General features: G+C 51.2%; 25 protein-coding genes. 17 read left to right on the top strand and 8 right to left on the bottom strand.

What is annotated here, in order from left to right:
* Positions 1 to 373: 373 nt before the first annotated feature.
* The gene (gene gntH / locus Pan161_RS24085) at positions 374 to 1,822 is read left to right on the top strand and encodes a guanitoxin biosynthesis MBL fold metallo-hydrolase GntH (RefSeq protein WP_145231291.1); all 1,449 of its coding nucleotides are present in this window, start codon (positions 374 to 376) and stop codon (positions 1,820 to 1,822) included.
* Positions 1,823 to 1,894: 72 nt separating this feature from the next.
* On the top strand, positions 1,895 to 2,950 hold the full coding sequence (locus tag Pan161_RS24080; protein ID WP_145231290.1) for a CobW family GTP-binding protein: 1,056 nt from the start codon (positions 1,895 to 1,897) through the stop codon (positions 2,948 to 2,950).
* Here the strand turns inward: Pan161_RS24080 and Pan161_RS24075 are convergent.
* Positions 2,947 to 4,200: a hypothetical protein gene (locus tag Pan161_RS24075; RefSeq protein WP_145231289.1), complete on the bottom strand. Its 1,254-nt coding sequence runs from the start codon at positions 4,198 to 4,200 to the stop codon at positions 2,947 to 2,949. The two genes, Pan161_RS24080 and Pan161_RS24075, sit on opposite strands and share 4 nt — an antisense overlap.
* 338 nt (positions 4,201 to 4,538) lie before the next feature.
* Between Pan161_RS24075 and Pan161_RS24070 the strand changes: the two genes are divergently transcribed.
* From Pan161_RS24070 to Pan161_RS24030, 9 genes are all read left to right on the top strand, one after another.
* Positions 4,539 to 4,988, top strand: coding sequence for a beta-lactamase hydrolase domain-containing protein (locus tag Pan161_RS24070; protein WP_145231288.1), 450 nt, complete (start codon positions 4,539 to 4,541; stop codon positions 4,986 to 4,988).
* Positions 4,989 to 5,022: 34 nt separating this feature from the next.
* Positions 5,023 to 6,438 carry an MBL fold metallo-hydrolase gene (locus tag Pan161_RS24065; protein WP_145231287.1) on the top strand — a complete coding sequence of 472 codons (1,416 nt, stop codon included), beginning with the start codon at positions 5,023 to 5,025 and terminating at the stop codon, positions 6,436 to 6,438.
* Positions 6,439 to 6,465: 27 nt separating this feature from the next.
* Positions 6,466 to 7,779 carry an APC family permease gene (locus tag Pan161_RS24060; protein ID WP_145231286.1) on the top strand — a complete coding sequence of 438 codons (1,314 nt, stop codon included), beginning with the start codon at positions 6,466 to 6,468 and terminating at the stop codon, positions 7,777 to 7,779.
* Between the two features lie 242 nt (positions 7,780 to 8,021).
* The gene (locus Pan161_RS24055; RefSeq protein WP_145231285.1) at positions 8,022 to 8,321 is read left to right on the top strand and encodes a Rho termination factor N-terminal domain-containing protein; all 300 of its coding nucleotides are present in this window, start codon (positions 8,022 to 8,024) and stop codon (positions 8,319 to 8,321) included.
* A 125-nt stretch (positions 8,322 to 8,446) separates the two neighbouring features.
* Complete coding sequence (locus tag Pan161_RS24050) at positions 8,447 to 9,097, top strand: class I SAM-dependent methyltransferase (RefSeq protein ID WP_145231284.1); 651 nt, start codon at positions 8,447 to 8,449, stop codon at positions 9,095 to 9,097.
* Positions 9,098 to 9,256: 159 nt separating this feature from the next.
* Complete coding sequence (locus Pan161_RS24045) at positions 9,257 to 9,595, top strand: DUF7710 domain-containing protein (protein ID WP_145231283.1); 339 nt, start codon at positions 9,257 to 9,259, stop codon at positions 9,593 to 9,595.
* On the top strand, positions 9,552 to 9,914 hold the full coding sequence (locus Pan161_RS24040) for a hypothetical protein (RefSeq protein ID WP_145231282.1): 363 nt from the start codon (positions 9,552 to 9,554) through the stop codon (positions 9,912 to 9,914). Before Pan161_RS24045 ends, Pan161_RS24040 begins: the two co-directional genes overlap by 44 nt.
* A 29-nt stretch (positions 9,915 to 9,943) precedes the next feature.
* Positions 9,944 to 10,780, top strand: coding sequence for a hypothetical protein (locus tag Pan161_RS24035; protein ID WP_145231281.1), 837 nt, complete (start codon positions 9,944 to 9,946; stop codon positions 10,778 to 10,780).
* 14 nt (positions 10,781 to 10,794) lie between these two features.
* Positions 10,795 to 11,139 (top strand): hypothetical protein, encoded by a 345-nt coding sequence (locus Pan161_RS24030; RefSeq protein WP_145231280.1) that lies wholly within the window; start codon positions 10,795 to 10,797, stop codon positions 11,137 to 11,139.
* Between the two features lie 11 nt (positions 11,140 to 11,150).
* Here Pan161_RS24030 and Pan161_RS24025 read toward each other — a convergent pair whose 3' ends face one another.
* The gene (locus Pan161_RS24025; protein ID WP_145231279.1) at positions 11,151 to 11,708 is read right to left on the bottom strand and encodes a protein-tyrosine phosphatase family protein; all 558 of its coding nucleotides are present in this window, start codon (positions 11,706 to 11,708) and stop codon (positions 11,151 to 11,153) included.
* A 570-nt stretch (positions 11,709 to 12,278) separates the two neighbouring features.
* Between Pan161_RS24025 and Pan161_RS24020 the strand changes: the two genes are divergently transcribed.
* From Pan161_RS24020 to Pan161_RS24000, 5 genes are all read left to right on the top strand, one after another.
* On the top strand, positions 12,279 to 13,022 hold the full coding sequence (locus Pan161_RS24020; RefSeq protein WP_145231278.1) for a type 1 glutamine amidotransferase: 744 nt from the start codon (positions 12,279 to 12,281) through the stop codon (positions 13,020 to 13,022).
* 34 nt (positions 13,023 to 13,056) lie between these two features.
* Positions 13,057 to 14,406 carry a glycosyltransferase family 4 protein gene (locus tag Pan161_RS24015; protein WP_145231277.1) on the top strand — a complete coding sequence of 450 codons (1,350 nt, stop codon included), beginning with the start codon at positions 13,057 to 13,059 and terminating at the stop codon, positions 14,404 to 14,406.
* A gap of 128 nt (positions 14,407 to 14,534) precedes the next feature.
* Positions 14,535 to 15,743, top strand: a complete 1,209-nt coding sequence (locus tag Pan161_RS24010; protein WP_145231276.1) for a 2,3-bisphosphoglycerate-independent phosphoglycerate mutase — start codon at positions 14,535 to 14,537, stop codon at positions 15,741 to 15,743.
* Positions 15,744 to 15,988: 245 nt separating this feature from the next.
* Positions 15,989 to 16,645, top strand: a complete 657-nt coding sequence (locus Pan161_RS24005; RefSeq protein WP_145231275.1) for a MotA/TolQ/ExbB proton channel family protein — start codon at positions 15,989 to 15,991, stop codon at positions 16,643 to 16,645.
* Entirely contained in the window at positions 16,642 to 17,526 is an 885-nt protein-coding gene (locus tag Pan161_RS24000) for a hypothetical protein (protein WP_145231274.1), read from the top strand. The genes Pan161_RS24005 and Pan161_RS24000 overlap by 4 nt, the downstream gene beginning before the upstream one ends.
* 5 nt (positions 17,527 to 17,531) lie before the next feature.
* Here the strand turns inward: Pan161_RS24000 and Pan161_RS23995 are convergent, their stop codons facing one another.
* Together Pan161_RS23995 and tdh are read right to left on the bottom strand one after the other, a co-directional pair.
* Positions 17,532 to 18,716 (bottom strand): glycine C-acetyltransferase, encoded by a 1,185-nt coding sequence (locus Pan161_RS23995; RefSeq protein WP_145231273.1) that lies wholly within the window; start codon positions 18,714 to 18,716, stop codon positions 17,532 to 17,534.
* 59 nt (positions 18,717 to 18,775) lie between these two features.
* Positions 18,776 to 19,807 (bottom strand): L-threonine 3-dehydrogenase, encoded by a 1,032-nt coding sequence (gene tdh / locus Pan161_RS23990; protein ID WP_145231272.1) that lies wholly within the window; start codon positions 19,805 to 19,807, stop codon positions 18,776 to 18,778.
* Positions 19,808 to 19,942: 135 nt separating this feature from the next.
* Here tdh and Pan161_RS23985 point away from each other — a divergent pair, with 135 nt between their 5' ends.
* Positions 19,943 to 20,563 carry a helix-turn-helix domain-containing protein gene (locus Pan161_RS23985; protein ID WP_145231271.1) on the top strand — a complete coding sequence of 207 codons (621 nt, stop codon included), beginning with the start codon at positions 19,943 to 19,945 and terminating at the stop codon, positions 20,561 to 20,563.
* A 9-nt stretch (positions 20,564 to 20,572) separates the two neighbouring features.
* On the opposite strand, the gene Pan161_RS23980 is transcribed toward Pan161_RS23985, so the two are convergent.
* The 4 genes from Pan161_RS23980 to Pan161_RS23965 form a co-directional block, all read right to left on the bottom strand.
* On the bottom strand, positions 20,573 to 21,613 hold the full coding sequence (locus Pan161_RS23980; protein ID WP_145231270.1) for a bile acid:sodium symporter family protein: 1,041 nt from the start codon (positions 21,611 to 21,613) through the stop codon (positions 20,573 to 20,575).
* 41 nt (positions 21,614 to 21,654) lie between these two features.
* Complete coding sequence (locus Pan161_RS23975; RefSeq protein WP_145231269.1) at positions 21,655 to 23,343, bottom strand: tetratricopeptide repeat protein; 1,689 nt, start codon at positions 23,341 to 23,343, stop codon at positions 21,655 to 21,657.
* A 141-nt stretch (positions 23,344 to 23,484) separates the two neighbouring features.
* Positions 23,485 to 24,345: a 3-deoxy-8-phosphooctulonate synthase gene (gene kdsA / locus Pan161_RS23970; protein ID WP_145231268.1), complete on the bottom strand. Its 861-nt coding sequence runs from the start codon at positions 24,343 to 24,345 to the stop codon at positions 23,485 to 23,487.
* A gap of 67 nt (positions 24,346 to 24,412) precedes the next feature.
* Complete coding sequence (locus Pan161_RS23965; protein WP_145231267.1) at positions 24,413 to 25,288, bottom strand: diacylglycerol/lipid kinase family protein; 876 nt, start codon at positions 25,286 to 25,288, stop codon at positions 24,413 to 24,415.
* Positions 25,289 to 25,433: the final 145 nt, after the last annotated feature.

Genomic DNA, 25,433 nt, shown 5'->3' with positions numbered 1-25,433 from the left:
AGGACTTCAAATCAAGATTGAGGTATTCAAATTAATCTACGAAAAATGGAATGACTGGCTTCGACTGAAACCAGTTATGAGAGACATAAAGATTCTGAGTCTTTAATGAATTTCCAATCTCTGTGATATAGCTCTGTGATATAGCAAAATCGCAAAGAAACTCTTGGCGTGGTATTAGCCCAGCCGATACAATTGTTACGTGTTCTTTCACATTAATCGAACCTCCTGCCGCCGCATGCGTTTCGCAACTGGTGTCATTCGCACCTGCGTTTATTGAGTTCCATTTCATTAGACAGCAAAAATGGCCCATCATCAGGGATGTTCAATACGTAATCACAAACAGAGATCAAACTAACCGACTGAGGAGAGAGCCTTGACGCAAGACGAAACAAACCAGAGCAAGCCAGCAGGAAACGATCAGGGCAGACGTAATTTTCTCAAAGGGAGTGCCGCCGCAGTCGGAGCGGGGCTGGCGGCTTCTGTTCCCGGAATGGCATCCGCGGCAGACAGTGACTGTGAAATGAAAAACCCGTACGGTGCGCGTCCCGGCGGCGGAATCAGTCTGCCCGATTACTATAAGCCCTGGCCGGCGATCAAAAATCGCAACGTGTTTATGCCGGGCACGGAAATCCTGCCGAAAAATGAAATGCGGATCTCGTTCCTGGGCAGTACTCCCTGGCCTCCCACGCGTCTGCAGTCAGGGACTTCGATTCTGGTGGAGCTGGGCAATGGCGAATCGCAGCCCCGCCGGTTCTTTTTTGATCTGGGGAACGGCAGTATTTCGAATGCCATCGCTATGCAGGTTCCCGCGCCGCTGATCAATGATATCTTCATCAGCCACCTGCACTCTGATCACTTTGCCGATCTGCCTTACATGTATCCCTTCCGCGCCTTTTCCGGCGGTTATACGCCACTGCGGGTGTATGGTCCTTCAGGCAGAACTCCTGAACTGGGCATGAAGCATATGATCAAACATATGCGTGAAATGAACCGCTGGCACGAAGAAAACTTCAACGTCTGTCCCGTCGGTGATGGTATGGAAATCGAAGTCACCGAGTTTGACTGGAAAGAAGAGAACGGCATCTGTTACGACAAAGACGGCGTGAAAGTACGTCACTGGCCGCGCTCGCATGTGAAAGACGGTGCGTCCGCCTATCGTCTCGATTGGGAAGACGCCGGGCTCTCCTTTGTCTGGACCGGCGACGGCCGCCCGGATGAACTGTCGGCCAAATATGGGAAAGGGGTCGATGTCTTCGTTTCCGAAGGGACGATTGATGTCCCCAGCCTGTCCTCCATGAAGCTGGGCGCACCTGCGGAACTCTGGGAATACACGATCGATATCTTCCACACCATGTATTACGCCGCCGGTTATCTGTTTAAACAGACGCAGCCTCGCATGGCCGCCATCTGTCATTACGAATATGCGGGCCCCGCACTCGAAGCGGAATCGACGGCGGAAGTCCGTTCCAACTGGGATGGACTGTTCATGTTTGGCGGACCCGATGTGCAGGTCATCAATGTCACCAAAGATGCGATCTGGTCCCGCGAAGCGTTGCTGCCTGATGGCGCTGCCCCAGCCTCAATGGACCCGCGCTGGCTGCTCAAGCCCGGCGAAAAACTACCGGCGGAAATTACACTGCCTACGCCCCGACTGCCACGCGAAAAGCAGCAGGAACAGTTTTTGCGTGATCTGGAAATCGATCCCAAACTCTATTATCCGCCCGATGCCTATCGTAAACCGGTTCAGAAATGGCCCGGTATCAAACTCAATCCGCGCGAGATGCTTGAATCGCGGGGCATCAAAGTCGACGAGGACAAGTAACGCATCGAAATCGTATTACAGGCACGTCATTGTTTTATCGTGACGTGCCTGTCTTTATTAGAGAGTAGCGACATGACTGAAGACGAACGCCCGATCCTCGCGCCGGCACCGCGCCTCGATGCGATTGAAATTGAAGGCCGCGAACCTGTACCGGTCACATTACTGACCGGGTTTCTCGGCGCGGGGAAAACGACACTCCTCAACCGCATACTCAACGGCGATCATGGTCTGCGCGTTGGCGTGCTGGTGAATGACTTCGGCGCTATCAATATCGACGCGGAACTGGTCGAAGGGGTTGAAGAAAATACGATCAATCTCACGAACGGCTGTATCTGTTGTGAAATCCGTGATGATCTGGTCAATTCGCTGGAACAACTGCTGACGCGCGAGGATCTGATCGATTACGTCATTCTGGAAGCCAGCGGCGTTGCCGACCCGGAAGGCGTGGTGATGACATTCCTGAATGCGCGGTATGAAAAACTGCTGCGGCTGGACAGCATTACCTGTGTCGTCGATGCCGAAGCGATCTTCACACACGCTGATAATGAAGAACTGACGGCACTCAAGCTCAGGCAGATCGGCTTTGCGGATATGGTGATTCTGAATAAAGTCGACCTGGTGGGGCCTACCCATCTGGAAGTGATCGACGAATGGATCGGGCAGCATCTGCAGCGGATCCGAATTGTGAATGCAGAACGCTGTGAAGTCCCGCTGGAAGTGCTGCTGGCAGTCGGGAGGTTCGATCCCGCGCATTTGGAATCACAAAAGCAGAGATCCGAAAACGAAGCCTCGCCGCAGAAACATGCCGCCGCCAGTCAGCTGTTTGAGACGTGGAGCTATGAAACCGATCGCCCTTTCTCAATCGAAAACCTGCAGGAGATGGTCCGCCGCAAACTGCCCGCCTCCATTTATCGCTGTAAAGGCATTGTTTTCTGCAGCGATGCCCCGGAGCAGCGACATGCGCTGCAGGCCGTCGGCCGGCGGACGGAACTGACTGAACTAGACGACTGGGGCACGCGACCGCCGCGCACCCGCATCGTGGCTATCGGGTCTGGATTTGACAGCCGGGAACTGACTGAATTATTTGATACCTGTCTGTCTGAAACAACGTCAGAGCATCAGGCTTAATTAAACCAGAACGCCAGCGTGAAGAAGTTGTTTCTGCCAAAGGTCCGGTTGATGCGTCCCCACATTTCCGGGCTCGCGAAATCGGTGATGGTCCCCTTTTCCAGATACGGAGCAGCCGCGGTCCCCTGGACCCAGAGAAACGGGTCGATTTTTCGCGGTTCAGTAAAGACACGTCGCAGGTTCACACCCTGTGTACCCCGTTTGCCCCGCCAGAACGGGATCAGTTTCTTTCCCTGCAGGACCTCGCCCGCTTCATCCACAACCACCAGCCAGGTATCCACCATTTCCTGCGTGACTTTAATTTCGAGTACGCCGGTCTGCTGTGGGTTGGGAATCCATTCATTTTCGTTATCGGTTTCCGCCAGATAATATTTCCACATCGATTTCGCATGTCGCTGCATGTCTTCCAGATGCGCCAGCGCTGTTTTCATCCGTTCCGGCTCTTTGAGTTCAAATCGCCAGAGGTGAATGAATGCGAGAATGTCGGAGATGAGCGGCCGGTTGAAACCTCGTGGGCCTCCCAGGATGCTGTCAAAATTGCGATTGCCTTCCACCAGAAACGGATAGGGGGTCTCCACTTTTTCAAAAAACAGATGAGCCGTGCAGTTGAACATTTCCTGGCCGTCAATCGCCAGCAGCACTTCGCCCCAGGCACACAGAAAATTACAGTAGCCCGCCAGCCAGTCTGCATCACCCCGATCGAATTGAATGACGAATTTACTGTCAAGCTTCTGTTCTTCGGGAGTCCTGACAGTGCCCATCAGGTAGCTTCCATCAACCAGTGTTCCATTACCGAACAGATTGACTTTGATGCTCATCACAGGCAGAGGTAATTTGACATCTGGATCTTTGATGGCTGACAGGGTTTTCTCTGCTGCGTTCAAATCATTGACCCAAGTTTGCAGAATCTGACGAAAATCAGTATAGGAAAGCGTTTTGGGGATTGGATTCGCTGGCAGGAAGTCACTGACGCGACCAGGTAAATTTCCGAAACCACTCCGGGTCAACAGACCATAGTTATAGAAATTCGTTCCCAGATGTTCGAAAGATTGAAAGAACTGAATCACTCCCAGTCCGAACCTTGCCTCGTCATCCGCGGGAGACTTCTTTAAATGTGCCTGTAGCGCGGTCGCACCTGTCGTCAACTGACCTGTTTTCAGGTACTCCTCCGCCAGCGGCGCTGCGTTCGCCAGTTGCGTCGCGAGCAGTAACGTTCCAAAAATGATGATGGGTAGTAGCTTGTGACGCATGAGAGAACTCCCTGAAAAAGACCAAAGGTCAGTACCGTAAGTCATACTATACTCTGCAGATAGCCGAGCGAGAATGATCACACATCAGGTTAGGCGTAATAGAATCGTAAATATCACTCAAAATATTTCAGAAAACAATCTGGCCGGTAGCCTGACAACCAGTCTGGTAGATCATCAGTCAATTCGAATATCAATTACTCCCTCTGTTTCGTTCCCTTCGTTTCAATTCCCCTGTGATGGAAATGTTTTGTCATGTATGTAGGCGCTGGCATGCGTTTTGCATTTCAGATGGATCTCTGGATGTACGAACTTGTCAAACTTTAACAGGGAGAACCAAAATGGAAGGCACGATGAAAATTAATGAAGAGGTGACGGTCGGTCCCCAGCCTAATCAGGAGGAGATTTGCGAAATCGGGAAGAATGGTTTTAAGACCATCGTTAATTTCCGTGCACCTCACGAAAAAGACCAGCCGATTAACCCTCAGGCCGAAGAACAGATTGTGAAAGACGCAGACATGGAGTATTTGCATATTCCTGTTTCGATGAATTCCCTGGATGAATCACTCGTCGATCAGTTCCGAGAACAGTATGAGGCTCTCCCTAAGCCCATTTTTGCCCATTGTAAAAGTGGTAAACGAGCGGGTGCCATGGTGATGATGGATCTGGCGGTCAAACAGGGAATGAGTGGTGAGCAGACTCTGCAGAAAGCCGAAGAGATGGGCTTTGAATGCGATAAGCCCGAGTTGATCGAGTTCGTGAAAAAATACGTCAACACTCACTCTGACTGAATTTTCAACTGGAGTAACAGAAAGCTTATCTGTCATGATATTTTATGAACGATTTGTACCAGGGTTGGCTATCGTTTCTTACCTGCTTGGTGATGAAAAAACTGGTGAAGCCGTTGTCATTGATCCCACGCGCGATGTAGACGTTTTCATTGATTACGCCAGAGAACATGATCTGCACATCAGACATATCATCGAGACACATATCCATGCTGATTTTGTCTGCGGTTCGCGCGAGTTAAAAGCGCGTCTGGATGATCAGCCTTTAATCTACTGTTCGTCGTATGGTGGTGCAGACTGGGATCAGTCATTTGCGGATCGGCAGGTCAAAGAATCTGATTCGATTCAAATGGGGGACTTGAAACTGGAATTCCGGCATGTTCCCGGTCATACTCCCGAACATCTGGCAGTGCTGTTATTTGATCAATCACGCAGTGAAACGTCACCCTGGTGCATGTTTACCGGCGATTTTCTGTTTGTGGGCGATGTCGGGCGTCCCGACCTGCTGGGGGAAGAAGAAAAGCAGAAGCTCGCCCGGCAGCTCTTTGACAGTCTCTTCGATCGACTGGAGGGGGTACCCGATTATACGGAAATCTTCCCCGCTCACGGCGCGGGGTCATTATGTGGAAAAGCCATTGGTTCCCGCCGTTCCTCTACTCTGGGATACGAGCGGAATTTTAGTGAGGCTTTCAAGCAAACTTCTGCTGAGCAATGGATCGACCAGTTGCTGGAAGACATGCCACTCTCGCCTCCTTATTTCAAACGGATGAAGCAAGTGAATAAAGAAGGGGCTGCCATCATCGGCCCGAAATTGCCGGGTCTCGAGCGCTGGCAGGCAGATCAGATTCATCAGCGCGTCTGTGAAGACTGTCTGATTCTGGATGTACGATCCAAAGAAGCATTTGCAGCGGCGCATATTCCCGAATCCATCAACATCCCGTTTGGCTCCAATCTGCCTACCTGGGCAGGCTGGGTTTTACCCTATGATCGTCCCATTCTGCTCATCGTGGATGACGAGGTACAAGTGAAAGAGGTCGTCTGGCATCTGTTACGGGTCGGTTTTGATGATCTGCAGGGATATCTGGAGGGCGGCATTAATTCCTGGGAAACCGCCGGCTATCCCTTGGGAAAACTGAAAACAATGTCCGTCCATCAACTGCAGGAAAAGCTTTCGCAACAGAACCAGTTGACCGTGCTGGATGTTCGCACCGATCAGGAATGGAATCAAGGACATATCGAGGGAGCCTTACATATTCACGGAGGCACGCTGCAGGAGAGAGTGGGTGAACTGGAGCCAGAAAAACCAGTGGCCGTCATCTGTGGTTCGGGATACCGGGCCTCGATCGCTTCCTCCTTTCTGAAAAGGGAAGGCATGAAAGAAGTCACCAATATCATCGGAGGCATGTCTGCCTGGCAGGCAGCGGAGTTACCTGTCACGACAGAATCGAACTGAAACTGTCAGTAAAGAACACATGGTAGAATGGAACATGCGAGCGAGTCTTCACCCGATTACCAGAAAAACAGTCTCACATTAACCGGCGCTGTCGCGATGGGAATTGGCGTCATGATTGGCGCCGGTATCTTTGCTCTCACAGGACAGGTGGCTGAACTGGCACAGTCCTGGTTTCCACTGGCCTTCCTGGCGGCGGGAATCATTGCAGGCTTCAGCGCGTATTCTTATGTGAAGCTGGCAAACGCTTATCCCTCGGCCGGCGGCATCGCCATGTTTCTCAAACAGGCTTATGGTAAGTCTACCATGACAGGTGCCTGCGCCCTGTTGATGTATTTTTCTATGATTATCAATGAGAGTCTGGTCGCCCGCACTTTTGGAACTTACACCCTGCAGCTATTTCAGGTTGAAAACAGTGAGTGGCTGATCGTGGTGCTGGGGGTCGGTTTACTGGGCTTTGCTTTCCTGATTAATATCCTCAGCAATCAGTACATTGAATCCATTTCTTATGTTACTGCATTTATCAAAATTGCCGGCATTGCTGTTTTCGCTGTCGGCGGAATTTGGGCAGCGGGGTTCTCCTTCGAAAACAGTTCGTCTGCATCTGCTCAATCGGGGCCTGGAGGCTTTCTGGGTGGCGTTGCACTTGCCATCCTGGCCTTCAAAGGGTTCACCACGATCACAAACAGTGGTAGTGAGATTAAAAATCCTCACAAAAATGTAGGTCGGGCCATTACGATTTCGATTTGTCTCTGCCTCGGCTTGTATATGCTGGTGACTCTGGCAATCAGGGGAACACTTTCGATCGATGAGATCGTCAAAGCCAGAGATTATTCACTGGCACGCGCTGCCCAGCCTGCGTTTGGGGAGTATGGACTCTGGTTTACTGTCGTGTTTGCAATCGTGGCGACCGTATCGGGAGTGATCGCCAGCGTGTTTGCGGTTTCACGCATGCTTGCCATGCTTACGGATATGAAGCTGGTGCCTCATTCTCATTTCGGGATGCCGGGAGACCTACAGAAGCATACGCTGGTTTATACAGTAGTTCTGGCGATGATTTTTACCATACTCTTTGATTTGAGTCGCATCGCTTCGCTGGGAGCCATTTTTTATATCATTATGGATATTGCCATACACTGGGGCGTCTTTCGTTATCTCCGCAAGGAAGTCAGTGCCAGTGCAACAATCCTGATTACTGCCATGCTGCTGGACGTCATTGTGCTGATTGCTTTTATCATCGTAAAAGCTCAGTCTGACCCCCTGGTGATTCTGATTGCTCTACCGGGACTGTCACTGATTTTTCTTGGTGAATGGCTCTTTCTCAGAAACCGTAGTCAGGCATAGCTGGTTTCTCGTCCGCCAGAGCGGTTGAAAATCAAGCAGCGACAACTGCTTCTGTCGGATCAATGCGTTGTTCCTGCAGCGGGAAGGCTCTTCTGGTTCTGCCAGTTTATGCAATGTTCAGAGGGGATCATATTCTATCTTTATCACGATACTGCGTATTGGCACAGAATGTGCGAATTTATTATGATGATTGAATATTACAGGTTCAAACATTGCAACCCGTCTGATCAGGAGTAAACGGTATGCCCACCACATGGACCGCAAAAGAAGAAAAACAATATCAACATATCAAAGACAGCGAACTCGATCGAGGCAGATCAGAAGACAAAGCCGAAGAGATTGCTGCCCGGACCGTCAATAAGCAGAGACGACAGGCCGGAAAAACTCCCAACAAAAGCACACAAGGTACGGGAAATCCTCATACCAGGCTGGAAGACCGTACGGTTGAAGAACTTCACAATCTGGCAGCCGAGCATAACATCAAAGGCCGCAGCAAAATGAAGAAGGCCGAACTGATCAAGGCCCTTCGCGACAAGCGATAACTGTGGATTGAGAAACTTAACCAGAAAAAACGATTTCCGGGACTGAAAGAAGAGCACAGTTTCAATTACATGTTCGCTCCTGTTTCACTCTTTAATAATATTGCCATCAAATCAGGATCCAGATCATGAGCAGTACTCAACTTTCAGCACAGGAGTCGCCGTCACGTTCGTCGGCGATTCCCTGTTTTCTCCGGGGGTTTTTGGAGAACCCGTTGCAGGTTGCCTCGTTTGTACCAAGCTCAGGTTACCTGCAGCGAAAATTGAGTTCCCTGGCCTGCCTGCAGACCGCGCGCTGCGTGGTGGAACTCGGCCCGGGGACAGGGGAAACTACAAAAGCTTTGCTTAACGCAATGCCTGCAGATTCACAACTGCTGTGCGTGGAAGTAGTCTCGGAGTTTGTGGCGCGTCTGCAGAAATTCGATGATCCCCGCTTGACGATTGTCGAAAACTCTGCCCTGGCGCTCAAATCAATTCTTCAACAGCAGAACTTCGTGAAGCCCGATGTCATTGTCTCCGGCGTTCCCTTTTCGGTGATGTCGCCCGAAGAAGGCCGCCAGTTGATTGAAACAATACATCAGGTACTGGCGCCGGGCGGCGCGTTCGTCACTTACCAGTTTCGCAACAATGTCTGCGAACTCGCCGCAGGCTGTTTCGGTGCCCCCCAGAGCCGCGACCTGGTTTTTTGGAATCTGCCTCCCCTGGATCTCTACCTCTGGGAAAAAACTGTAGAGACGAAGAAACTGAAAAAATCTCCTGCCTCGCCGCTCAAGGTCTGACCGGTTGAAATCTGTCGAAATTGATAAGATTCACTCTGACTCATCGCGAACATTTATGACTCGATGCGTGTCGATTTACTGTTGATCTAAATTCAGTCATAGCAGTATGCACGAGTCGAATGGATTCAATACACTGGAAACAGGTAAAAGATTTCATTCATGCCGTCAATTCATAATCCTGATTCAATCTGGGTATTTCATGGGGAGGCCGCACAATTTAGCGGTGGTCTGTTTTCAACCAAAGTGAACGCAGAAGACTGGATAACCCGGCATCAGTTGACGGGGATTTTAACCCGTTACCCCTTAGATACCGGCGTTTATGACTGGGCCATCGACCGGCAGTATTTCCAACCCCGGAAAGAATATCAGCGCAGCCCCCGGTTTATCGGACGCTTCACCAGCGCGAGCCAGGAGCACGAGCATTACGTAAATGGTAAGCGCGAAGGTGATTCCGATGAGTTTTCAACTGAAACCGGGAACGACGTTTCAGATCAATGACGAACTGATTGAAAGTTTCCCCTGGTATGATTTTGTAAATGTCTCTGGCTTTTCGGTTAACTGGTACGAGGGTCGTTCTCCCACAGTAAAAATGACTGTTTCCAGTACGTCACAGCCTGAACGCTCGGCTGTAATCCAACTGGAAAAGGTAACTGAATGCAAGCTTCCTGAAATGGGATTGCGTCTGTTGCAGTTTTCACATTTGATTCTGGAAAATGTTCGCTCAGAACAATGGGAGGATGTCCGGTATCGAATGTATGATCTGAACTTTGAGGAGCCTGCATTTCGTTTTAAGTCAGGTCATGTTCAAATTCAGTAGTCACAACAAAAATAGAAATGGGAGTGTGAATGGATTTGAAAAAGCTGGTTCCGATTAATGATTCTCTTGAAAAGCTGGTTTGGGGGACATGCGAGCCTGTAACTGCGCTGCTGGAGCAGGGAACACTTCCAGCTAGATGGTCGGCACGCTACTTTCAACTCCTGACTGCTGCTGAGCGCTGTCTGTTCGCCAGTGATATCTGGCCGAAGCGTCTGTTTTCATCACTGCATTTTGCTTCCTGCTATCTTCCACTCCGTTATGAAGTCTGGATCGCTGCGGGAAATCGTCGCTCACTGCAAACTCAGCAGGAACTGGGGGAGATCAGTCGCACGACGGAAATTCTGTTCTGGAACACGCTTCTTGAGCACCGTTGTTTTATCGCGTTCGAAGCTTTCACGGGGGAGCAGAAAAGACTGTTTGATCTGGCATTAGGTGATGGCTGTCCACTGCATATTTCAAATAATCCCGATGGATTGAAAGACTGGAGAGCTGAATTAATTTCCTGTCTGCAGCAGTTAGAACGAACATCTGGTGATTCAGCAGACTGGCCCGCCTGGATTCTGATCACGATCCATTTCATCTCGTTCTATCTTGACTTGGCATTGAAGAAGCGGATCAGGCAGAGCCATGAGTTGCATTCCGATTTTCAATCGCAGCCTCAAATTGATCATGTCTGTAAACGTCTGTCAGAGCAGTTTCCCTGCCATTCGCTCGTTCTGTTAATCCGGCTCTGGCTGGAATCAACGCATTGCAGCAGGGACGCATCCGGATTACCCGTGGTCGAGTCGCTGCCAACTCAGAGGGTAAGCACAGTTTCGCCTCGCACTGTTTGCGAAGTCCTGCTGTTTCAACCGGATCGAACCTGAATGAAGAACCTCTTATGAAAAATACTAACCCCGATACCTGGCAGATTCCTCCGGGCTGGCACCAGGACTTTGAACCCCAGGCCACATTGGAATTACAGGCTTTACGGAAAATTTCTCAAGCAGTGCTTGATCTCAGTTCAGACTTCTCGGTTGAACTGGATCTGATTGAACCGGGATACCTGAAGGTCAATGTTTTTTATAAACAGACTCGACTGGCTGAAGTCTATGCGAACGTTGAAGCAACTGGTCTGGTCTATTCTCTTTACGTTCCCATCGAAGATGCGCGAGAAGAGGAATTCCATTTTCGCATGGTTGACGAAGGAGTCAACATCCTCAAAAAAACAGTATCGTGTATCTGATGACAGAACAGCTATTTCTTCTGTTCGGCGATATACGCTTTTGCCTGATCGATATAACCGGGTGTTTTCAGGCCGACCTGCTTCGCTTCTTTTAACGCCGCGTCAAAGTCGAGGTCGTCGTCCAGCACGCGATGCACGAGCCAGATGGCACCGACTCTGTTGGCGGACGCTGAATGCAGAATCAGCGGGTGTCGCGCCTGGTCATTAAGAACGCCGCGACATTGATCGAAGACAGCCGGCGTTAAAGTCTCGGGAGTCAGAAACGGGATCGCCACATAATCGAGTTCGAGCATGCGCACGTAACCCGCTTCGTCCCAGTTGAGTTCCTTGATTGTACGCAAATTGACGACCGTTTTGACGCCATCTTTCTGGAGCAGCGGAAAATCTTCTCTGGTCGGCTGGCCTGACAGATAGATCATCTTGCTGCGATAGAGCGGCGTAATCTGTCCCACGGAAATGGATTTTAATTGCTGTGGATTCGAGTCGGATTCCGGTTCCGCTGAGACAGGCAGTGTGAGAGCAAGCAGACTGAAGCACAACAGGGACTTGAATAACGGTAACTTGGACATGACTTGTTCCTTCCAGTGAGAAGTGTTGGTCGAGACCCGTTACCTGTTATTATATCCGTTGGATACGATGCAGATACAAAAAAACGCCAGTCAAGACGAGTTGACTGGCGTGAATAATCATGCATTGAAGAGGTTAAAAAAAGGAAACTGATAATCCTCTCAGGAGATAACGCATGAGATAAAAACAAATTTTGTTGATGAGTCTACTATCTTTTGATAGATCAAAATTGTCAAGGCAAATATAAATACTAAATGAAATCTTCGCGAAAATTTCTGTTTATTTGCCGGTTGTCTGCACAACCGCATCGGTAGGACTCCGGCAGACTGTCACACTCGATGAATTCTGACTGTCTTCATACCAATTCCGCATCAAAAAATGTAACATAAATCAACTGTGATTGATGCCTTGTCTGATTGATGAGCTCAATGAATGCAAGGGAAGTTCGGAATTTCAGACCCGATCCTGCGCGGATCCCACTACAATACGACTGGGAATTGGAATCTCTGCTGCCACTGACCTTATGAGCACCAGGTTTTCAAGTTCTTCGATTCATAATTGAACGGACTTAGATGTTAGAACAACTTCGTTATTTACTGTTACAGGTGCGCAACGCCGATGATCCCATGTTAACACAGGAAGTCGCCTGTTTTGCGGACGTCCTGGAAGCTGACGTCAGTCAGGTCGCTGTATATGACCTGCTGTCCGGGCCGCTGCAGGAGCATGATCTGATAGAAACCGATGTTGTGCTCATTGGAGGCAGTGGCCACTACTCTGCCGCCGATGAAGGGGACTGGCTGGAAACCGCGCTGGACAGCCTGCGACTGGTTCACGATTCCCGCAAGCCGACTTTTGCGTCCTGCTGGGGATTTCAGGCCATGGCCCGCGCCATGGGAGGCCGTGTCATTCACGATCTGGATAAAGCAGAAATTGGAGTGCATCATGTCAGACTTACTTCTGCTGGTATAGCTGATCCTGTGTTCGGCCCCTCGGGGCCCGTACTGCAAGGTCTGATGGGACATGAAGATACAGTGGTTGAACTGCCACCGGGGACCGAATTGCTGGCATCGACGGATCGTGTGCAAAATCAGGCCTACCGTTTTGTGGATCGTCCCATTTATTGCACGCAGTTCCATCCGGAACTCAACCATCAGTCGTTTCTCGGGAGATTGAATACGTATCCCAAGTATGTCGAAAAAATCGCCGGTCTGTCGCTGGATGAGTTTCGACATTCCATTCATGATACACCTGAAGCCGCCGCTCTGTTAAAACGATTTGTGCAACAGATTGCACCACTCCATCTGGATCAAACCTGAAGCGATCTTACGCTCACCGCCAGGCAGAGAGTTTATGTCAGAACCATCATCCCAAAAATTACATGTGGCCATCATCACCTCGGGAGGCGCCGGGATGTTCTGTGGTGCCTGTATGCACGACAATACCTGGACCCGGGCCATGATGCTGCAGGGCGCGGAAGCCACACTCGTCCCCACTTATACCCCGATTCGTGTGGATGAAGAGAACATGACAGGCACCCCCGTCTTCCTGGGGGGCATCAATGTCTATCTGAATTACCGCTCCCAACTCTGGCGTAAACTGCCCGGTTTCATGAAGCATTGGCTCAATACCCCCTGGATCATCAATCTGGCTACCAGCTTTGGCGTCAGTAATGATGCCCACGAACTGGGGGCGCTGACCGTCACGTTGCTGGAAGGGGATCAGGGAGTCGAAGGTGAAGAGATCGAAGCGCTGGCGCAGTTCCTGGGATCACAGCTCAAGCCCGATGTGATCTGTCTCAGTAATGCATTACTGTCAGGTACCATCAAAAAAATCAAGGAACATTACCAGGGACCCCTGTTCTGTATTCTGCAGGGGGACGATGTCTTTCTGGAAGAACTGGGCGAACCGTATCGCAGCCGTTCGCTGGAACTGATACGCAACAACGTGCAGCAGGTCGATGGCGTGCTTGTCCACAGCGACTACTACCGCGAGTTCATTTCCGCGTATTTAGATGTGCCCATCGACCACATTCATAAAGTGCTGCTGGGCATTAACCTGGAAGGCCACGATGGAACCCCCGACGATCGCAGGGACGAACCCTTTACGATCGGCTTTTTTGCCCGGATCTGTAAAGAGAAGGGACTCCACAATGTCGTCCAGGCGTTTGAGATCTTTCACAAAGCCCACCCCGATAGCCGCCTGTGTGTCGGCGGGTTTCTGGGTAAGGAGAGCGAAGAGTATTTTCACGAGACCACCAAAAATCTCAGCGCTCTCAATGAGTCTTACAAATACTGGGGCAGCCCTGCCACACGCGAAGAAAAAGTCGCGTTCTATAAAAGTCTGTCTGTACTCTCCGTTCCGACCGACTATCACGAACCCAAAGGACTGTTTGTCCTGGAAGCCCTGGCGAATGGCGTTCCCGTCGTTCAGCCGGCCCACGGTGCCTTTCCGGAACTGATCGAACAGACCGCCGGTGGCCTGCTGGTTCCCCCCGGAGATCCGCAGGCGCTCGCAGATGCCTGGGAACAGCTTTATCAGGATCAGGATTACCGCCTTCAGCTGGCCCGGCAAGGCTATGAACGTGTTCGTCAGTTCTATAATGCGGAACTGATGGCGACGGAAAGCCTGAGCTTCTTTCAGAAGTGGGTGGATGCCGCCGGTTTAAGACAGAACACACCTCAATTGACGCCCGATCCCTGATTGTCACTGCGTTCTGCTTAACAACTGGCGTAGAATTCTGTATTGTATAACTTCCCGCTGACAGTACTGGTTCCCACTTGCGGATCACTGAATTTATAAACGTTCAATCATAAGGTATTGAGATTTCGATGGCAGACCTGCACGCGTTAATGAAAAAACTGCAAAAGAAGAATGATTCCAAAATCGTACTCCTCGTCTCGGATGGACTGGGGGGCCTGCCCCTGGAGCCGGGCGGAAAAACCGAACTGGAAACCGCGAACACACCCAACCTGGATGCACTCGCCAAAAAAGGAACCCTGGGGCGCAGTATCCCTGTGATTCCCGGCATCACTCCCGGCAGTGGCCCTGGTCACCTGGGTCTGTTCGGTTACGATCCCCTCGAATTCAACATCGGTCGGGGCGTACTCGAAGCACTGGGCATCGACTTTGAACTCGGTCCCGATGACGTCGCCATTCGTGGCAACTTCTGTACGCTCGACGATGACGGCAAGATCACTGACCGTCGTGCAGGCCGGATCGGTAGCGACATTGGTGCCGAGCTCTGCAAAAAACTCGACAAAATCGAAATTCCGGGCGTCGAAGTCTTCGTGCGACACGTCAAAGAATATCGTCTGGTGATCGTCCTGCGGGCCAAAGGGTTGGGCGGTAATGTCAACGACACCGATCCTCAGAAAACCGGTGTTCCTCCGCTGGAACCATTGGGCGAGAACGAAGCCTCTCAAAAAACTGCTGAGCTCTGCAAAGAATTTCTCAAGCAGGCAGGTGAAATTCTCAAAGATGATAGCCCTGCTAACCTGCTCACCATGCGGGGCATTGCCAAGATGCCAGAGATCCCGACGTTCGAAGAAGTGTATGGCACCCGTGCTGCAGCCGTTGCCGTTTATCCCATGTACCGGGGACTGGCTCGTCTGGTCAGTATGGACGTCAAAGACGCCGGCCAGACACTGGACTCACAGATGGACTGCCTGGAAAAAATCTGGGATGACTACGACTTTTTCTTCGTGCATTACAAATACACCGACTCCACGGGAGAAGATGGAAACTTCGACGCGAAAGTCGCTAGGACGGAAGATGTCGATGCCTGCATTCCCCGGATCACGGCGCTCAATCCAGACGTCATCATCGTCACCGGCGATCACAGCACGCCTGCCAAAATGAAGTCGCACAGCTGGCATCCCGTGCCCGTGCTGCTGTCTGCGGAAAATGCCCGCTTTGATGGCTGCCAGAGCTTCGGCGAGTCAGAATGCATTCAAGGTGGATTAGGGCAGTTTGAAGCGAAATATCTGATGTGGCTGGCCATGGCTCACGCCGGTCGACTCGAAAAATATGGTGCCTGATTTGATTATGAAGCAGCGATAAACAGACAGGGGATGCAGTCTTCCACGTGAGGCCTGCATCCTTTTTCGTTATATTCGTTGTGACTGGAAGAACTGCAGCAGTGCGGGGAAATATCTTCAGGATTCCTCAAGTAATCAGGGGTTTTATGATCGATTCTATTAATGAAGCCGTTTCAATTATTCGGATACAGACACGTCGTTGAACCAGCGGAACGCGGAAACACTTACTTTAGCAGGTGGAATTGATGTCGCAGTACTTAAGCCAGCTCTCCGGGCTCTCCACAATGGTCATCACATTGGCTTGTGGCGCCCACCTGTTTTTTTTCTTCGTGCTTTGGGTCTGGTCTCGTCGGGATTTGCGAGGCATCGCTTCTTCCCTGGATGATTTCACACGCGGACTCAAACACCGCAGCCTGCTCGATTCCACCGGCCACCTTTCTGACCAGATTGAAGCGTTTCTGGCAGACGTGAATGAAACGCTCGATCCCAAAGCCAATCCTGCAGACCGTATCGCACTCTCCGAACGGGTGCACATTCTGGATGAAAAACGTCGCTACCTCGACTCGCATTTTTTTGAGACCTGCTACAACATCTGCCGCACGATGATTGAAGCCTATCCCCTGGCGGGTGTGCTGGGCACCATTCTCGCGATGGGAGCCGCGCTGCAGGCCAACGCGGGCACCGAAACGACCAACGCCATCAGTTCGATTGTCAGCCATTTCGGCGATGCCATCTGGTCGACGTTTGCCGGTCTGGCCGCTGCCATCCTGCTGATGTTTATCAACAGTGTGCTGGAGATGTCCTTTCTGGGGCTGGTCGAAAACCGTCAACATGTCCGTGATACCGTCGTCCGTGCCAAACGGGAACTTGTTCTGGCCAGGGGAGGCGAGACACCCGCATGATCAGCCGCCGCCGCTTGACATTTCAACTGACTCCCCTGCTGGATCTGCTCCTGATCGTGATCTTTGCGCAGTTCATGGATACCCAGGAGACGACGGCTCGCATTGAGCAGCGTTCTCAGCAGGAGGTGACGCAGGCCGAACAGGCTGCGAAAGCGCTCAGGAAAGAACAACGAATCGCACAGAATGAAATCGCCGAACTGAAACGGTCAAGCCAGCAGACAGTACTGGATGCGATGCAGGCGGAGCAGAATGCTCTTAAGATGCAGGCCCAGGCGCGTGACAAAGAACAACTGGCAGAGAAGCAGAACCGAGAACTCAACGAACAATTGGAGCAGACCCGGGAGCAACGCGATCTCGTCGGCGAAATGGTGCAGCAACTGTTTCAACTGCCCGATGCACTGCTCGATCCCCTGTTAAATGCCAAACCAGATCCGGAATCCGAACAAACGAAAGCGGAAATCGAGCGCATCAAAAAACAGCTGCAGGAACTGGCGGGCGGCAAAGCAATCGATGTGGTCAAGCATTTCCTGACATATGACGAATTGACGAAACGCAGCGACATCTGGGAGCTCTATCTGACGGAGAACGGCATTTTTCGTCTGAAGATCGGTGATCAGTCCACAGAATTCCGGGCCGACTCTCCGCAGGAGTTTGTCGATCGTTTTTACTCCGTCTATAAAACGGTGCCCCAGCCCAAGAGCCTGGTGATCATTCTGTTCTCATACGGCGATGCCCGGGCTGCCGTGCGTTTTGCAGCCACGCAAGGGCTTCCCCTGGTCGCCGAACGGATGCGGACCGACAGCAGCGGCCGGACCCGCTACGAATATGCGGTGATGGGCTTCACACCTGAGAGTCCTGCTGTCAAAGCAGAGTCGAACTGACGGAATTAAATCCCGACTTCCGTTTTAACTTCTTTGAATTTTTCAATCGCAAAGTCCAGGTCTTCAATCGAATGGGCGGCTGAGATCTGGGTTCGAATTCGGGCTTTCCCTTTGGGAACCACCGGGAACGAGAATCCGATCACATAGATGCCTTTCTGCAATAACGCGTCAGCCACACGCGCTGCGAGTGCCGCGTCACCCAGCATGATTGGCACGATGGGATGCTCTCCGGGCAGAACTTCAAAACCGACTTGTGAGATTCCTGCACGGAAGTGTCTGGTATTGGCTTCCAGCTTATCGCGTAATTCTGTCGAAGCGGTCAGCAGGTCAATGGCGGCGATGGATGCCGTCACAATCGCCGGCGCCACGGAGTTCGAAAACAGGTAAGGTCGCGAACGCTGTCTTAAGAGTTCGATGATCTCTTTACGTCCGCTGGTATAGCCGCCACTGGCACCACCCAGTGCTTTGCCCAATGTGCCTGTGATGATATCAATCCGGTCCATCACGCCATGGAATTCATGTGTCCCTTTACCATGCTGTCCCATAAAGCCGACGGAATGTGAATCGTCAACCATCACCAGTGCATCGTATTTTTCCGCGAGATCACAGATCGCCGGCAGATTGGCAATGTAGCCGTCCATCGAAAATACCCCGTCCGTGGCAATCATGCGATAGCGGGCAGACGATGCTGCTTTCAGTTGTTCTTCCAGGTCCTGCATGTTGTTGTTTTTGTAGCGAAAACGCTGTGCTTTACACAGTCGCACACCATCAATAATACTGGCATGGTTCAGTTCATCTGAAATAATCGCATCTTCCGCGGTGAGCAGGGTTTCAAACAATCCGCCGTTGGCATCAAAACAGGACGTGTAGAGAATCGTATCTTCTGTCTCCAGAAACTGGCTCAGCTTCTGTTCCAGTTGTTTGTGAATCGATTGCGTACCACAGATGAAACGAACCGAAGAGAGTCCGTAGCCCCACTCATCCAGCCCGGCATGGGCGGCGGCAATGACATCCGGATGTTCTGCCAGTCCCAGATAGTTATTGGCACACATATTCAGAACCGGCTCGCCTTCCGCGACACGGATATGCGCATCCTGGGGCGTCGTGATGATCCGCTCTGACTTATAAAGACCTTCCTCACGGATGGTCGCGAGCGCCTGTTCCAGTTCCTGTTTGAATGATCCGTACATGGGACAATTCCTGTTCCATTCTATTTAGTCGTATTATGGTTTGAGTTCGTGGGACTTCTTTAAATATTATTCCAGTCAAGAATCACTTTCCCTGACTGACCCGACATCATGACTTCAAAGCCCGCTTCATATTCGCTGGCATGGAAGCGGTGTGTGATGATCGGACTGATATCCAGTCCGCTCTGCAGCATGACTGTCATCTTATACCAGGTCTCGTACATTTCGCGACCGTAGATCCCTTTCAGGGTCAGCATGTTAAATACAACCAGATTCCAGTCGATCGCAATTTCCTTTTCAGGAATTCCCAGCATGGCAATCTTACCGCCATGACACATGTTATTCAGCATGTCCCGAAACGCCTGTGGATTACCCGACATTTCCAGACCGACATCAAAGCCTTCTGTCATGCCCAGTTGCTGTTGTGCATCTGCGATTTTGTTCTCACGGACATCCAGTGCCAGCGTCGCGCCCATCTTACGCGCCAGGTCGAGACGATACGGGTTCACATCCGTCACTACCACATGCCGGGCACCCGCGTGTTTCACAACGGCGGCTGCCATCACACCAATCGGGCCGGCTCCCGTGATGAGTACATCTTCTCCCAGCACATAAAACGAGAGGGCTGTGTGCACAGCGTTCCCAAACGGATCGAAAATGGAAGCGACGTCACGGTCAATCGATTCATCATGATGCCAGATGTTCGTCATCGGCAGAGAAATGTATTCTGCAAAGGCACCAGGTCGATTGACGCCTACGCCCCGCGTATGAGCACACAGATGTCGGCGTCCCGCAAAGCAGTTGCGACAGCGTCCACACACCACGTGCCCTTCACCACTCACGATTTCTCCCGGTGTGTAGTCGACGACATTCGAACCGATCTCCACGATTTCGCCGACAAATTCATGCCCCACTACCATCGGGACGGGAATTGTCTTCTGAGCCCAGTCGTCCCATTTATAAATATGCACGTCCGTCCCGCAAATCCCCGTGCGGTCGACTTTGATCAGCACATCGTTGATGCCGATGGTGGGAACAGGAACGTCTTCCAGCCAAAGCCCCGGCTTTGACTCTTTTTTGACCAATGCTTTCATGATTGAACCCACCACTCGGGAAAATTGGAAAAATTAACGCGGGAGAATCCTTTATATCGACTTAATATCCATTATAATAGAAACTGTGTATCCAATTTGCAAGAGTAAATATCCGTTATACTGGATTGTGATGTCATGTCGGCAAATCCCGCCAGAAAACAGCCTGCTGCGACAGCCGGTTCCGAGTTGTCACCCGATGAAATCAGCGGGCAGCTTTCTCAGCGCGTGCGGGAACTGCGCAAAGAGCGGGGCTGGTCCCTTGATTCTCTCTCGGCTGCGTGTGGCGTGAGTCGTTCGATGCTCAGCCAGATTGAGCGTGGTGAAGCGAACCCGACACTGGCTGTGACCGTGCGGATCTCTCAGGCTTTCGGTATTGCATTAGGTGAACTGGTCGAAGCCCCGGTTTCTACCTCTTCGATTGAAGTGATCCGTGCTGAGGATCGGACGTTTCATTACCGTTCCGATTCAGAATGCCGCATTCGTACGCTCTCTCCCCTGCACCTGGAAAAGGATGTGGAGTTCTACGAGGTTCAGCTGCATGCCAGTGGAAAACTGCAGAGTGCGCCGCACTTTCGGGGCACCCGAGAATTCCTGACAGTCGAAAAAGGAAAAGTCCAGGTCAATTCGGGAGAGGACACCACTTTGCTGGAGCCCGGAGATTCCGCCAGCTATCGCGTCGACGTACCACATGCAATTATCAACGTCGGACGTGGTGAAGCGGTCCTGTTTCTGGTGGTCATTTACCAGAACAAATGAGGAGGCTGGCTACTGTTCGCAGGCCGTCAGGCTCGGTTCCGCCTCAATTTCAGATTGTGACAGTTCAGCTTCAAAATATTTCTCGCGATGTCGATCAGCCAGGATCGTATCGATAAAGAACTGCGACGTGTGAAACATCAGCAGCGGAAAGACGGCGGACGGAATCCCCGCATTTCCAAACATCGAGGCATCGGTGGCGACGAAGACGGCGATCGGCAATGTCTTCTGACTGCCGGCAATTGCGCTGGCAATCCGATCGCGAGGGGCAAAACCCAAGGTTTTTCCCAACAGCAGATTGGCGGCGAATCCGCTGACATGCACCACGATACAACTGATCCACACCACGGCAACCGCTGCCAGCGAGATGCCTAATTCGGAGGTCTGGATACCATATCCGGTCTGCACTGCTGCCAGCAGAACCATAAACAGCACAAAGACCAGCGCCACGGTTCCCAGTCGGGAGGTAATCCCGTCCGCAAACGCTTTGATCCGCTGGTTCATCCGGAGAATCTGTCCGAAGACGACAGGCAGCATCGCCGCATAGAAGAGTTTGGTAATCATGGCGATCCGATCAAATTCCACTTCCCGCGACGTAATCAGCAGGATCCAGAACGGAACCGTAATAAAGCAGGCACCGTTGGTGATCATGGTGACCATCAGGGAGACGCCATCATTACCTCCTCCGCGACGGGTCCAGACCGATGCACCACACAAGGTGCAGGGCACACAGGCCATGATAATCAGCCCAATACCAAAATCAGCCGACAGTTGAAGTGGCAATAACGCCCAGGCAATGAGGGGCAGTAGAACCACATTCGTTGCCAGAGACAGGATCAGTGGCCCTGGTTTTTTAATCGAAGTCAGCAGGTGTTCGGAGTTCAGGCTCAGCGACATCAGAAACAGGACAATCGCCGTCAACCAAGAAGGTCGGATGAACTGCTTGACCTGTGAAAGTGTTTCCTGAGATCCTTCATGGCCTGCATAGACGCCGATCGTAATCACAATGGTAATACAGACTAAAAACCAGCGACGACGGAGGAAGGCAAGCATGACTCAGATTTCAATTGGAGGAGTGTCGCATTAAGAGTTTATTATTTCGACGCATTGTCGCGAATCGCACGCCACCGTTTTTCCAGGTAGCGGAACGCCGGTTTGAGTGCTGCGGGAGGCTTATTTTCACCGACGGTTAAAATCGCGCTGGAAAGTTTCCCCGATTTTGCATCACTGAATGCCATCAGATAAATCGCTGCGATTGTGCGCTCGGGATTGACACCGGGATAGAGTCGAAAATAATCATTAAACGCCTGACTGGCGGCAGCGTCTTCCCCCAGCAGATATTGACCTAATCCTAGAAAATAAGTAGCCTCGTGGGCTGCCATTCCGTGCATCAATCGCGTTTTCTGGGGGACAATCAGGTCGGAAGGAAAACCAGATTCAAGTCGCGTCGTGACATAACTTTCGATCGCGGATTTCTGGTCTCCCAGCAACTGAACGGTTCTCGTTTTCAGTAATTTCTTTGTGGGGGCACCCCAGGGCACGACAAAACCGTCTTTGGTCTCTTTTCTCAATTTCACATCATAAGGTACCGGAGCGTTAAATGGTAATTTGACCGAAGCAATCCGTTTCTCCAGATCACCAGTGACGGCTTCGCTGGCATTGATCTCGTTATCGGGATATTCCGAAACTTTGATTTCCGCGTCTTTCAGAATCCCTTTTCCGATTGTCTGTAGATGCGAGATAAAACCGGGATCACCTTTTAATTCTTCCAGATTGCGGAACAGGACGAAGGTCTGCTTGCGCGACAGCGAATCTTCCAGACGCCGCATGCGGGTCGACCATTCACAGCTGCGTCCTATGATGAGAACCTGGGGGGCTTTCAGTTCTTCGGCTGAAAAGCGGTTCGCCGCCTCTTCTCCATAAAAGTCTTTCAGAATAGCGGGAGATTTCAATACATCGGCCAGGGTTGCCGGGTTCGGAATCAGGACCGCATCGGCAGGTTGATCTTTCGCTGGAATCGGCAGACCCAGTACGGGATCAAACAGGTAAATGTTTTCGTCCAGCAGGACGCCTACGAGTAATTTATAAGGAGACTCTTTGGCAGGCTTTAACAGAACAGCGTCCAGTCGCAGTTGCCTGAGCATGTCGATATAAATCCAGGCGCGTTGTTCTGCAGAAGCGGCACCCAGAATGCAGATTTCATAGGGAGACAACGGGAGCACATTTTGTTTGTTTGTAATGAGAGACACATTACTCATGCAGTAATAGAAAGCAGCCGTCACGCGTTCGACATCATTCGACTTGCCTTCAATGGCGGCGTTGACCATACCGTTAAAAAGTTGTGAATCACGGATGAATTTGGCATCAGACTCCGTAAATCGTACCAGGTCCATTTTCGCCAGCTGGGCTTCTCCCAGGTACTTTTTGAAAAATGGCTTCTGAGAATCCGTCAAGGCAGGTTTATCAGCATCAAAATTTCCACATTTCGATGCCCACTGATTCAACAGTCCCACGGCACGAACCACGAACGAGCTGATTCCCAGTCGTTCCGGCTCCAGCATGCTCATCGTGTTATCAATGTAAGTATCACATTCAGAACCGTTCTGACTGGTTGAACTCGATTTACTGGCTGTTGTCTGGGATTTGGCATTTTTTGCAGGCGGTGCCGTCGAGGTCTTTTCCTTACAGCCTGGAATAGAAATGAACAGTGCAAAACAGCAAACACCAGTAATCAACCCCAGGCGGGAAGCAGAGATGCATCGTGTCAGATTCGAGAATGTCATATCAGTTGTGGCTTCGTGGTACTATACAGTTCCGTCTTACAGAAGACGGGGCTGTGTCTATCAAAGATCAGTAAAACCTCTGGATGGAATTTCAATGAATATCAGAGGAGTACACGCTGTACCACATACTATAACCAATTTTCAAGCAGATGGAATGTCTGATGCCCCACCGATTTCATTGAACAGATCGCGGAATCTCTGCATCTGGAGCGCGAAACCGGTGAAATCATCCAGCGGGAGCATATTCGGCCCATCACTGAGCGCCTGTGAAGGATCGGGATGCGTTTCTGCAAAGATTCCATCACAGCCACAGGCCACAGCTGCCCGCGCCAGAAATGGAATCATTTCGCGATCTCCCCCCGTTGATTTTCCCCCTGGTGTCTGGACACTATGGGTGGCATCAAAAATCACAGGGGGGCCCATCTGCTGCATGATCGGAATGCAGCGCAGATCGTTCACCAGCCGACCGTAACCGAATGTCGTTCCCCGTTCGGTCAGCATCAGTCGGTCCAGCCCGAACGCTTCGCATTTTTTCACCGCATGAATACAGTCTTCGGGAGCCACAAACTGCGGCTTTTTGATATTCACCACGCCCTCATATTTAATCGCCGCTTTGGATGCCGCTTCCAGTAAATCGGTCTGACGTGCCAGAAATGCGGGGATCTGTAAAATCCGACAGACCTCAGCAGCAGAAGCCGCCTGGCACGGTTCATGGATGTCGGTCGTGACTTCCAGGCCGGTTTCCTGTTTTACTTTCGCCAGGATCTCCAGGCCACGTTCAAGACCCGGGCCTCGAAAGCTGTCGACACTGGTCCGATTGGCTTTATCGAAACTGCATTTGAAAATCAGCGACAGGTTTTCTTTCGAAGCGATTTCAGCAAGTCGCCTGGCTGTGGTCAGTACCAGCTCTTCACTTTCAATCACACAAGGCCCGGCAATGAAGACCAGTGGAAGATTTTTCCCGCATTGAACCTGACCAATTGATACTGGATTTTGTGACACCTGTGAATCCTTTCCAACAGTATTACTTGTAATGATGCTTCGGGAATTATGGTGGAATTCGCCAGGTTCAGCAAGGGACGATAAATCGGCCTGCCCGGGGGAGAACAGTGATTTCCAACGGTGTCAGACCTGAAGCATCACCGTCGGTCTGAACGGGAACCGGTTTCGCGGAGCGAATCTGAATGCGATCTGTCTGAATTCGTTGTACATCAGGCGATTTCAAATGTGAGCCACGTACAATCTGGTACAGGTATTTCAGGGTGCTGAACAGCCCTTTTCTCTTAAACACGATCAGGTCGAGCAGTCCATCCTCATCCTTTGCTGAAGGAGAAAAATTCAGATTCAGTCCATAGACGGGAATGTTCACAACGATGGCATGGTAAGCGGTGATCTCTGCGGTGCTCTGACCTGTGGAGATCAACAGTGGTTCATACGGATAGGAACGTATGGTCCGCCAGACTGGTTTCAGATAACTCAGGTGGGATATATTTCCTTTCCGGAATTCGGTCAGATCTGCTACTACTGCGGCGTCAAAGCCCACACTTGCCATCAGGATAAAACGCTGGTGCTGCATCTGGCACAGGTCGACTTCACGTGTTGCACCCTGGCTGATCATCTCCGCGACGAAGACGCCTGATTTGCGAATGCCCAGATACCGGGCCATCAGGTTTTCGGTTCCCAGTGGGAGAATCGCGATCCGCTGTTCAGGATACCGGTTGATCAGGTCCTGGACGGTCCCATCTCCGCCCGCGGCAACGACGCACAATGGCGGGGCTGCTGTGGAATGGTTTTGCAGCAGTTCCTGCATTCGTTCCCGATTGGAAAACAGACGCGGCCTGATACCTTTTTGCTTCAGGTGTCGGATCAGATCCATGATCAGCGAAGCACGGTTTCCTGTACCGGAGATCGGATTTCTTTGGATGGCGACCCAGGGTAAACTCATTTGCTGTCATTCTTTTTGCGGCGGCAGGTTTGTGAAACGGTTCGCAGGAAACGGGATCAATCTTTAAAAGAGGCGGAAAAACTTGAGAAAAAATATCCGGAATCGAGCAGTATTTGCAGAAATTCCCAGATTCCGTTCGTTGGAT

This window comes from Gimesia algae, assembly GCF_007746795.1.
GTDB classification, from domain to species: Bacteria; Planctomycetota; Planctomycetia; order Planctomycetales; family Planctomycetaceae; genus Gimesia; species Gimesia algae.
Note: the sequence above shows the minus strand (reverse complement) of the source record. Positions and strands in the feature narration are given on the sequence as shown.